The 11819-nt window shown below is 43.1% G+C and carries 8 protein-coding genes; all 8 read right to left on the bottom strand.

Annotation, left to right across the window (positions count from 1 at the left end; all coding sequences use genetic code 11):
• Positions 1–88: 88 nt before the first annotated feature.
• The 8 genes from MK409_RS00450 to MK409_RS00415 all read right to left on the bottom strand — a co-directional run bounded on the left by MK409_RS00450 (position 89) and on the right by MK409_RS00415 (position 11747).
• On the bottom strand, positions 89–787 hold the full coding sequence (locus MK409_RS00450; protein ID WP_268704941.1) for an N-acetylmannosamine-6-phosphate 2-epimerase: 699 nt from the start codon (positions 785–787) through the stop codon (positions 89–91).
• A gap of 233 nt (positions 788–1020) precedes the next feature.
• Positions 1021–4518, bottom strand: a complete 3498-nt coding sequence (locus MK409_RS00445) for an SIALI-17 repeat-containing surface protein (RefSeq protein WP_268704940.1) — start codon at positions 4516–4518, stop codon at positions 1021–1023.
• Positions 4519–4843: 325 nt separating this feature from the next.
• On the bottom strand, positions 4844–5827 hold the full coding sequence (locus MK409_RS00440) for an acetylxylan esterase (RefSeq protein ID WP_268704939.1): 984 nt from the start codon (positions 5825–5827) through the stop codon (positions 4844–4846).
• Positions 5828–6144: 317 nt separating this feature from the next.
• Complete coding sequence (recG, locus tag MK409_RS00435; RefSeq protein WP_268704938.1) at positions 6145–8160, bottom strand: ATP-dependent DNA helicase RecG; 2016 nt, start codon at positions 8158–8160, stop codon at positions 6145–6147.
• 21 nt (positions 8161–8181) lie between these two features.
• Complete coding sequence (alr, locus tag MK409_RS00430; RefSeq protein WP_268704937.1) at positions 8182–9285, bottom strand: alanine racemase; 1104 nt, start codon at positions 9283–9285, stop codon at positions 8182–8184.
• On the bottom strand, positions 9275–9637 hold the full coding sequence (gene acpS, locus MK409_RS00425) for a holo-ACP synthase (protein WP_268705612.1): 363 nt from the start codon (positions 9635–9637) through the stop codon (positions 9275–9277). The genes alr and acpS overlap by 11 nt, the downstream gene beginning before the upstream one ends.
• A 45-nt stretch (positions 9638–9682) precedes the next feature.
• A complete protein-coding gene (locus MK409_RS00420; RefSeq protein ID WP_268704936.1) occupies positions 9683–10714 on the bottom strand; it encodes a 3-deoxy-7-phosphoheptulonate synthase in 1032 nt (343 codons plus the stop codon).
• 1 nt (position 10715) lies between these two features.
• Complete coding sequence (locus MK409_RS00415; protein WP_268704935.1) at positions 10716–11747, bottom strand: 3-deoxy-7-phosphoheptulonate synthase; 1032 nt, start codon at positions 11745–11747, stop codon at positions 10716–10718.
• Between the last annotated feature and the right edge of the window lie 72 nt (positions 11748–11819).

The raw sequence follows: 11819 nt of genomic DNA, 5'->3' as shown, positions 1-11819 counted from the left end.
TCCATATTGGATAATGAGCAAGTTTATATTTGTATACGTTTTCATTTTCTCCGACGCATCAACCACTCTCCTCTTTTTTGAGATTGTGTTATTTAAGACCGGCAACAAAGCGCTCCGTAATCTCTTTTGGTCTAGTAATCGCTCCACCAACAACGATGCCTCTCACCCCATATTCAAGGATTTGTTTGGCTTGTTCAGGTGTATGAATTTTCCCTTCAGCGATGACATCCACTCCTGCTTCACAAAGTTTTTTGATTAGTTCAAAGTCTGGACCATCTACTTTTGGACTATAAGAAGTGTAACCTGATAGGGTTGTTCCAACAAAATCAATCCCTGCTTCGACTGCTGCTAGCCCTTCTTCAAAAGTACTGATATCAGCCATTAAAAGTTGATGTGGATACTTTTCTTTGACTTGTCGGATGAAGTCCTGAATTTCCAAACCGTCGTAACGTTCACGTTTGGTACAATCCAGAGCAATAACCTCAATGTCTAGTTCAGCCAACTCATCAACTTCTTTCATAGTCGCTGTAATGAATGGCTCCTGTGGGGGATAGTCACGTTTGATGATCCCGATAATCGGGAGTTTCGTAACCTCCTTGATTTCCTTGATATCACGAACACTGTTTGCTCGGATACCGACTGCTCCACCTTGCTCAGCCGCTTTGACTAGCAAGGGGATAACCCCTCCCGCTTCTGTATAAAGCGGTTCGTGAGGAAGTGCCTGGCAAGAGACAATGATTCCATCTTTGATCTGTTCAATCAAGGCTTCTTTGCTGATCTGTGGCATCCTCTTTCCTCCCTTTCTTTCTTCTATGGGCTTATTATATATCATTTGTTAAGCGCTTTCAATAGATTGTGATAGAATAGATTTCAGTTTCAAAACTATTTTATAGAACAGACTATCCTGAAAGTAGTTTCAGACTTCTTATGATTTCGAATCAACCTGAATGTAATAAAGAAAGATAGCAGGCTGAAAAACCTGCTATCTCTTCTGAGACTTATTCAAATAGCTTTTGCTTACTATTCTTTTCTCTTCTTGCCAAATGCAAACAAGGATAAAAGAACACCTGCAAGACCAAGGGAAATCAGTGAGCTTGTTTCCTTGCTTCCAGTATTTGGTAGACCCGTTTGTTTAACTGCTGGAGCTTGATAGGTAACATCTTTTCCTAGAGATAGTTTGTCATTTGCAGCCGCTAAGACTGGTTTGGTTTCTCCCTTAAACTCTGGAAGTTCATGGACTGCCGCCTCAGCGCCATTGACGCTGCCAACGTACTCTGGTAGGTCATTTGAAGCTGCTAAGACAAAGTTAGCGCCTCCTCTATATTCAGGAAGCTCGTTAGATGCAGCTAGGACCGCATTAACGCCACCTTTAAACTCTGGCAGTTCGTGGACTGCCGCTTCAACAGCGTTGACCCCACCTGTAAATTCAGGTTTTTCAACCGTTGGAGCTGCTTCTTCGCCTACTGTTGCCAAAGGACCTGTGTACTCTGGGATTTCTGCCACTGGGGCTTCCTCAGCATTAACACCACCTGTAAATTCAGTTTTTTCAACCGTTGGAGCTACTTCTTCACCCACTGTTGCCATTGGACCTGTATACTCCGGAACTTCTGTCACAGCAGCTTCTTCTGAATTAACACCACCTGTGAATTCAGGCTGGTCTACTGTTGGAGCTGCTTCTTCACCCACTGTTGCCAAATGACCGGTGTACTCCGGAACTTCTGTCACAGCAGCTTCTTCTGCATTAACACCACCTGCGAACTCCGGAACTTCTTCAACTGCTGGCTCAGTTGCATTAACACCATTGGTAATTTTTGAACCTGCTACAATCACGGCAAGATTATGGATGCTTTCAATACGGCCATCAATGATCTCTGTGATTTTCTGACCAATATCCTCTTTATCAATTGAGAACAAGAGAGTTTTACTATCATATTGGGTAACAAAGTTAGCAGTTTTGCCATTTGCCAATTTCAGTGTTGGCGCTTCATTCACCAATACCTCTGAGTCAAACTCCATAGCAACAATTCCTTGTCCCATTTCGATAGCTTGCTTCACTCTAGCTTCTTTTGCAACGATCATATCCTTGCTCAAGAAATCCCAGTTAAATTTCTTATAAGATAAGGTATATTCATTTTGGTTGCTATCCGCTGTTTCGTAAAGCAAACCATATTCTCCCTTTCCAAGGTCTTGGAGGGAGTTGTAAGCAAACTTACCACTTTGGATAAGGTTGTGTTTGAGCCATGTCAACTCACCATTCTCTTCTACACGAGCTAAATGCACCAAACCATTGTAACGTCCAGGTCCCCCTGCATTGCTGAGTACAATATACTCCTTACCTTCATGCATGGTATGAATAGCAGACATTTGAACATAGACATCTTTAACTTGAGGATAGCGTTTGATTTCCTTCTCCCACGTTGCACCACCATCTTTACTTGTGGCAACTTGAAGATCTCCTGTCAATCCACGCATAAAGAGCTTGAGGTCTCCGTTATTCAATTGAACAACTGTAGATTCTGTATTTTGAGCACCAGCATTATCCATATTGGAAGAATGGATAGTTTGATTTCCGACAGGACGATTGTCATTGACTGCAGCTCCTGCATGCCATGTTTTACCATGATCATCCGAATAGATAACACGTGAAGACTGAGAACCCCTTAGATGTGATACATTATTAGTTGTATAAACCGGAATCACAAGACGTCCTTTATGAGGGCCTGTACGCAAGGCAATACCTGTACCAGGTCCTGTTCCTAAGAAATGCATCCATTCCTTGCGAATTCCGTGTGTAATATCTTGAGGCGCAGACCAAGTTTTACCATCATCATCACTGTATGACATCCATAGATAGCTAGTATTTGCTACTCTAAAGATATTCTTTTCACTATAAGCAAAGTAAATATTGCCAACTAATTCATCACCCTTGTATAGGTCTCCCTTGTCACTATAAGCAGCTTTCTTAGGATTTACAACAACACGGTAGTCTGTCTTCTGATTTTGAGGATCATAAACATCACCATTTTCACGAATAGTGTACTGTCCTGTTTCCCCTTGTTTATACAAAATTTGATAAACCTTATCTCCGATTTGCTCGTAGGCTTTGGGTGCTTGACCTGGCAAAGCAAAAACAGCTTTCCCTTCTAAGAACATATCGTAAATGGCAAAGATTCTCTTGGTTTCTGGATCTTGTACCAGAGCCATATCGATATTCACTGGAGATGGTGCATTTGGATCCTTGGCATTTTTGTTGTCACGAGGATTAGAAACCACGATTCTATCTCCCCATGTCTTACCATTGTCATCACTACGACGGATAACCATTCCGATATCGCCCCAGTCAGAATGGTGCAAGCGTCTCTCATCTGTTCCAGCTATAAGAGTTCCCTTGTCTGTTTTGAGAAGGGCAGGGATGCGATAACTATTGATACCATCTTTATTTGGTTGGCGATTAGATCCACCTTCAAAAACATCATATTTTTCTGTAACTTTAGCACCCTCAGGAAGCTTTCTCTCCAATTCAGAACGCTCAAATAGTTGACTACGTTTTTTAACTTCTTCTGGTGTCAAGGTGCGATCATAAACGGTAAGATTACGAACTTGCAAATTTGAAGCCCAAAATGTCTTGTTTCCACGTTTAGTTGCTCCAATTTGAGCTTGATTGACATTTGGCAAATCCTTGATAAATCGACCAGATTTCAAACTAGTGCGAGAAAGCACACCATTTACGTAAAGTCTAACCTTACCATTTGGATGCTCTACACTTGGTCTTTCAACTGTAAAGGTCACAGAGTTCCATTGACCTGGTTTAATCTTCAGGGGAGCATCAGTATATTTGTCATAAAACTGATTTCCGTTCGCATCACGTCCTTCGATCAAGGCTGTGTTATTAAGAACAGCCATCGTAAAATACTCATTTTCTTTTTTATCACTTGATACTGAAAATAGGTTGTAAAATGATGGGGCGTTTGCGGCTGGCTTAAACTCCATATGAACTGTAGCATTCTGGAGTGTCTTTAATTTTTCTAATTCTCCAGAAAGGTCAACTCTCTGTCCATTTGTAGAATCCGTTACCACATCTTCTTTTTCGAGTACGGGATTAGCATTTTCGAGTTCTCTTGCATAATAATCTCTTGGAATTGCCCCTTCATCTTCTGTTTCTTCTGCAGATGGGTTTTCAGTTTGATTCGCAGGTGCTTCAGTCTCTTCTGTTGGTTGTGATTTAAGCTTATCTTGATCTACTTCAACTCCGTTGTCCTGAGCCGCTGCCAATTTATCAGCTAAGTCCTTATCCAAATGTTCAAGATCTCCAGAAGACACTTCTTTTGGCAACTCTGATAATCCTTGCCCTTGACCAGATTCGACTGTTTCTGTACTAGCGCCTGCTGCATTGGCTTGCTCTTGAGCTAAGACTGGATTTACTCCAAATACTACTGTACCAATCACTACTGATGCTGCTCCAACAGCAAATTTTCGAATTCCGTATCGCTGTTTCCGATGTAAAGATTTGTAATTCATGTTCGTCCTTCCATTTTTTATAAAAATAAAGCGCTTTCTTTTTTGCGTAAAATTTTTAGTCCTTATGACTATACAATAAAAAAGCAATACAAATGAATGAGGTCTCTCATTCTTACCTCCATCTCCTTACTGTCATCTGTTTTAAACAGTAGAATTCCTTCTCCTTTCTTACTTGACTTTTACTCTATTATACAACAAGTCTTAAATTTATATCTATGTTGCTATAGAAAAGATTTTACTTTCAGAAATCTAAGTTTATTCTATCGTTACAGAAAGTACTTTCTCATCCTTTCACACGAAAAAGAGAGCTACTGCCCTCTCAAAATTATTTTTTTACATAAGAAAAAGAAATCTCACTACCACAGAGCCAGTTATAGACTTGGTCATTGACAAAAACATTCATGGCTTCGTGAGCATACTCTGGCATGATGCGATAGGCCTTGTCGCAAGTCAGACGGTTGTATATCGCAAACTGGGTAATGGGATAGCAAACATCGTCATCCAAGCCCGTAATCATCTTGACCTCTCCTTTGATACGATGGGCAAGGTTCTTCACATCGATATAGGCAAGGGTCGCCATGATTTCCTCCTCTGTTTCATGGAAGGGATCGTGAAACTTGAAATAACGGAAAAGTTCATCATAGGCTTCACTGGTATTGCCAATCTCAAGCACTCGTCTAAAGTCAGACAAGAAGGGATAGATGGCAACTGTTCGCTGAATCCGAGGATTGAGCGCTGCTGCAACCAGGGCTAAAGCACCGCCTTGTGAGGCACCATAGCTAGAAAGTCTTTCCTCATCTACCTGTGGCAGACTAGCAACAATTTCGATCAACTGGTAAATATCCAGATAGACATCCTTATAAAAGAGCTGGTCTCGACCTTCAACAGCACCACGGATAATATGTCCCTTAACGGTATTTCCCAAAGGAGAGCGCAAGCCATCTTGCGAATAACCTGACTGGCCACGGACATCCATAGAAACAACACCGTAACCAGCCACAGTATAGGTTAGCATGTCAGCCCAATCCCAACCACGTCCCATGTACCCATGGAAATGGAAGATTATCGGAACCTTCTCCTCAGTCTTTGGAAGGACAACGCGTGCATAAACCTTGCCTTCATTCCTTCCCTCAAAGGTCAGTTCATAGAACTTGACTTGAGGAATATGGAAATCTCTTTCCTCCAACTGATAGGCAGGAAGGACTGAAACTTTTTTGACCTCTTCATCCCAAAAAGCATCAAAGTCTTCTGGAACCTCATCCCTTCCGAGATAGGTCTTGATTTCTTCTAGCAAAGCTGGATTTTTCATAGCATGCTCCTTTTGAATTGTAATCGCTACCACAACTGTAGCATATCTGGGAAAGCAATGCAAGAAAGAAGGGTAAACAGAAAGTGAATTTATATTCTCTTTCCTCAAACCTATCATCTGAAAGTAGTTTTAAAAATAAAAAGAGCGTTTCCGCTCTTTGGTTATCAATAGGTGCTAGCTCCTTTCTCTAGTTTGAAAGTCTGAAATTTCTTTTGGTAGGTCACTTTAATCGTCATATGAGAGTCCTCGTTTCTTTTTGATGACTCTAGTATAAGACCCAAACCTAAAAGCTAGCTTATAGATTTCTTAGAAAAGGCTTAATCCAGATGTTCTCTCTTCTCTAGGTGGAGAGCAATCATCCGCCATTCTGGATCCTCTTGCCAACCTTCTATCGAACTAATGTAGCTGGCAACCTTCCTGGCTTCTTCTAAAATCGGAAAGTCTTCGATGATATCAGCCACCTGAAACTCTGGTAGCCCAGACTGTCTGGTTCCAAAAATCTCACCAGAACCCCTCATTTTCAAATCTTCTTCTGCAAGGACAAAACCATTGGTCGTTTCCGTCATGATACGCATGCGGTCTTTCCCAGAGTCAGTTTTTGGATTGGCCACTAGAACTGCATAGGACTGCTTGTCTCCCCGACCCACACGACCTCTGAGCTGGTGAAGCTGGCTGAGACCGAACCGATCGGCATCCATGATAATCATGACGGTCGCATTAGGGACATTGACTCCAACCTCGATAACAGTTGTCGAAACTAGAATATCTGTTTTTCTCTCTTTGAAATCCTGCATAATCTGGTCTTTTTCATCACTCTTCATCTTACCATGTAGAAGAGCTACTTCAGCCTTCCCTGCAAAATGAGCCGTCAACTCCTCAGATAAGGCAATGGCATTTTTCAAATCCAAAGCTTCAGATTCTTCAATCAAGGGAGAGATGACATAGGCTTGGGAACCTTTTTGAATTTCCACCTCTAACCAAGTCAGTACCTGAGGTAGCTGCTCATGTTTGATCCAACGTGTCACAATGGGTTTCCGACCTGCTGGCATCTGGTCAATAATGGAAACATCCATATCTCCAAAGGCTGTGATGGCCAAGGTTCGTGGAATGGGAGTCGCCGTCATCATGAGGACATCTGGATTATCCCCTTTTTCTCGTAAAATCCGCCTTTGCCCCACACCAAAACGGTGCTGCTCATCGATGATAATCAAACCAAGACGAGCATAATCCACCCCATCCTGAATCAGAGCATGGGTTCCGATAATCAAATCAGCCTCACCCTTGGCAATGGTCTCTAAAACTTCTCTCTTTTCTGAAGCTTTTAAAGAACCTGTTAAGAGAGCTAGTTTCAAGTCTGGAAAAAGGTTCTGCAAACTCTCAAAGTGTTGCTCAGCAAGGATTTCTGTTGGCACCATGAGAGCTGCCTGGTAGCCAGCCGTCACCGCCGCAAACATGGCCAGGCCAGCAACCACCGTCTTTCCGCTCCCTACATCCCCTTGGAGGAGTCGATTCATGTGGTGGTCAGACTTCATGTCGGCTAAAATTTCCTGCAAACTCTTTTCTTGAGCTGGGGTTAAGGCAAAAGGCAGGTTTTCCCTCGCTTTTTCTAATTTATCACGAGACCAATTTATGACTAGACCACTTCCATGAACCATATTTTCTGATTTGAGGGTTTGCAATTGCATTTGGAAATAGAAAAGCTCCTCAAACTTAATCCGACGAAGGGCTTGACGATAATCCGCCAAATCCTTAGGAAAATGCATAGCACGAACTGCCTGACAACGGGACATGAGTTTGTATTTATCAAGTAAAGACTGGGGAAGATTTTCCTCTATCAAGAAGTCCAACCCCTGATCAAAAGCCGTTTTGATGACCTTAACTAGACTGGCCTGACTGATTCCTTGAGCCAGACGATAGACAGGCTGGAGGTCATCTTCAACCTGAGCAAGAACCTTCATCCCAGTCAGACTGGCCTTAGCACGATCCCATTTGCCAAAAACGGCAAGCGTTGCTCCCAATTCTATCTTATCTGCTAGATAAGGCTGGTTAAAGAAGTTCACCGCAAAAACGACTTCTCCCTGCTTGAGACTAAAGCGTAGACGATTACGCTTAAAACCATAATACTGGACACTGGCAGGAGTCACGACTTGACCAGATAGGACTGCCTTCTCCCCGTCTTCTAGTTCCAATACTTGCTTGGTCTTGAAATCTTCATAACGGAAAGGAAAGTAGAGCAAGAGGTCTTGCAAGTTTTCAATTCCTAGTTTGGCATATTTCTCTGCCGACTTTGGTCCCACACCAGGCAAGACATGCAAGGGTTGATGTAGATTCATGCTCCCCCTCCTTTCTTTGTTTTAATAATATTCTCGTGGAATGCGATCGCTGAGAAGACAAACCACCTCATAGTTAATGGTTCCACGGTAGGCCGCTACCTGAGTTGCTGTGATTTCCTTATCTCCGTCGGAGCCAATCAAGGTTACCTTGGTCCCTAGCGGGTAAACCTTAGGCAATCGAATGGTGATTTGGTCCATCGAAACCCGCCCAACAATTGGACAAGCTTGTCCATCTACCAAGACGGAGAAATTCTGCATATCTCGTGTCCAGCCATCCGCATAGCCGATTGGTACCGTCGCAATGACTTGCTCACTATCCGCCTGATAAGTTGCTCCATAGCCCATGCAAGCTCCAGATGGAACTGTTTTGACATGAACAAGGGCAGATTGCAAGGTCAAGGCTGGTGTCAGGTCGTAAGGCAGGTCCAAAACCTCTCCGCTGGGATTCAGGCCATACATGGCGTCTCCCATACGCACTGCATTGAAAATAGTCTCTGCATGCCAAAGAGTCGTGGCAGAATTGCTGGCATGGATCAGCTCTGGCACTTCCTTCATGCTTGACAGAATAGTCTTAAATCGTTCCAACTGGGTATTAAAGTAGGTATCTGATGCTTCATCTGCCGTCGCAAAATGGGTAAAGATCCCCTCAACACGAGCACCCTCTTGCTTGAGCAAGTCTTGAGCCTCTTCAGCTTCACTAGCTTCTCGAAAACCAATTCGTCCCATTCCTGAGTCAATCTTGAGGTGAACCGATAAGCCAGATAAATCAGCCCCAGTGGCAAGCAATACTTGAATCCACTCCAGTCCAGCTACCGTCAAGGTGATGTCGTATTCTTTAGATAGGTCAATAGCTTCTATTTCAGAAACTCCTAAAATGAGGATTTTCTTGTTTATACCTGCTTGACGAAGTTCAATAGCTTCATCAATATTGGAAACGCAAAAGCCGTCGACATCGTCTTGGATAGCTGTCGCAACAGCTACAGCACCATGTCCATAGGCATTGGCCTTGACCACTGCCCACTTGAGCGTTCCTTCAGGGATACGAGCCCCCATCTGTTGGATATTTTTTCGAATGGCTCCCAGACGAATCAGAGCCTTGGTCGGTCTATGTGGACTAGCTTTCATGATTTTCCTCCAAAATGACACTGGCTGTCACAAACTGATCTGTATGGCTGATCGATAGCCAAATTTTTCCTGAAAATGGCGCCTGACTAAAATAGGGAGCCCCTTTTTCGTTGTTCAAGACTTCCAAATCCTGAAAGGTCAGTTTGCCAATACCCGTTCCCAGAGCCTTAGAAAAGGCTTCCTTAGCCGACCAACGACCTGCCAAATATTCGATTTGTCTGCGGCCTTTGAGATTGGTAAATCGCTCCATTTCCTTAGTGGTCAGCACCCGCTTGGCAAATCCTGTATGCCGTGTAACTGCGCGTTCTATCGAAGCCAATTCTTCGATGTCAATTCCATGTCCAACTATCATTTTCATCAAAAGGAGTTGAGATTCCCCCAACTCCATCCTTTTCACTTATTTTGTTAAGGTAGTATAAATTTCGTCTACCAAGGCTACTGTATTTTCCCAACCTAGACAAGGGTCAGTAATAGAGCAACCAAAGACCTCTGGTTGGTTTTGGCGACCATCTGCTAGGTAAGATTCGATCATAAAGCCTCGAACCGTCTTTTTAATCTTTTCATTCCAATCACGATTCAGCAAGGCTTGACGAACAATGCGAATTTGTTCCATATATTGCTTGCCAGAATTGTCATGATTGGTATCGATGATAATGAAGGGATTTTCAAGCCCCATGGTCTCATAACGATTGATGGCATTTAAGAGGGTTTCATAGTAGAAATTGGGTTCATTTTTACCATATTCGTTCATGGCACCACGAAGGATAACGTGGGCCAAGGGATTTCCTGAAGTTTCCACTTCTTGACCGTGGTAAAGGAAGGTTTGCTTGTTTTGAGCCGCATAGATGGCATTAAACATGACCCCAAGATTTCCAGATGTTGGATTTTTCATCCCAACCGGAGCATCAATTCCAGAAGCTACAAAGCGGTGTTCTTGGTCTTCCACTGAACGAGCCCCTACAGCATGGTAGCTGACCAGATCATCAACCAAAACGAGATTTGACGGATAAAGCATCTCATCAGCTGTCGTCAAGCCAGTTTCGGTAATCACACGGTAGTGCAGCTGACGAACAGCCTGCAAACCATTGATGAGACTAGGCGCTTCGCTGGTATTTGGTTGATGAATCATTCCCTTATAGCCATCTCCATTGGTACGAGGTTTAGCCGTATAGACACGCATCACGATAAAAATTTTATCCGCAACTTTTTTCTGCAAGTCGGCTAAGCGACGAGCATATTCAAGCACTGCTTCTTCATTGTCAGAAGAGCAAGGCCCCATCACCAAAAGAATTCGGTCGTCCTCACCCGAGATGATGGCTGCCAACTCTCGATCTCGTGCTTCCTTATAACGCAAGACTTCAGGTGACAGCTGAGTTGCAGCCTTGATTGCTTCAATATCTATTTCTTGACCTTTTTCGATAAATGCCATCTTATTCTCCTAGCGTTTGGTAGATTTCGCGAACAAGTGCTTCCGTATTGTCCCAGCCGAGACAAGGGTCCGTGATAGACTTGCCAAAAACTTCTGGCTCATTTTGACGTCCATCTTCCAGATAGGACTCAATCATAAAACCACGAACGTATTTCTTGATTTTCTCATTCCAGTCACGGTTAATCAAGGTCTGACGAACGATACGGATTTGATCCATGTACTGCTTGCCCGAATTGTCATGATTGGTATCGATGATGATAAAGGGATTTTCCAAGCCCATCTTCTCATACTGATCAATGGTATCCACTAAATTATCATAGTAATAGTTGGGAATGTTTTTCCCGTATTCATTCAAGGCACCGCGAAGAATAGCATGAGACAAAGGATTTCCAGTCGTTTCCACCTCTTTGCCGAGGAAGAGAAAGCTCTGCTTGTTTTGTGCCGCATAAATCCCATTAAACATAACATTGAGATTTCCAGATGTTGGATTTTTAAACCCTGTCGAAAACCCTGCTCCACTCGCTACAAAACGGTGTTGCTGGTCCTCAACTGAACGAGCCCCAACAGCCATATAAGAAATCAAATCATCCACCAAAGGAAGGTTTTCTGGGTAGAGCATCTCATCAGCCGTTGTCATACCCGTCTCGGTAATCACACGATAGTGCAGTTGGCGAACAGCCTTGATTCCATTGATCAAACTAGGGGCTTCTGTCGCGTTTGGCTGGTGAATCAAGCCCTTATAGCCATCTCCATTGGTACGAGGTTTGGCTGTATAGACCCGCATGACCATAAAGATACGATCTTTGACTTCTTCTTGCAAAGCAGACAGACGCTTGGCATACTCGAGGACTGCCTCTTCATTATCAGATGAACATGGTCCAATCACCAAAAGAATACGCTGGTCTTCTCCACGGATGATGGCTTCTAGTTCTTGATCACGCTGGTATTTTTTCTCATAAGCCAAATCATCTAGTTTTGACAAGGCACGAACTTCTTCAATATTAATTTTAGGACTTTTAGCTTTAAATACCATGATTCATCTCCTTATAAAGCAAACGGACACCAAGTAAAAAATGATTTTCACCAGGTATCCGCCTGTATCTTA

Origin of the sequence: Streptococcus oralis (genome assembly GCF_026782375.1) — a bacterium.
Taxonomy (GTDB): domain Bacteria; phylum Bacillota; class Bacilli; order Lactobacillales; family Streptococcaceae; genus Streptococcus; species Streptococcus oralis_CL.
Note: the sequence above shows the minus strand (reverse complement) of the source record. Positions and strands in the feature narration are given on the sequence as shown.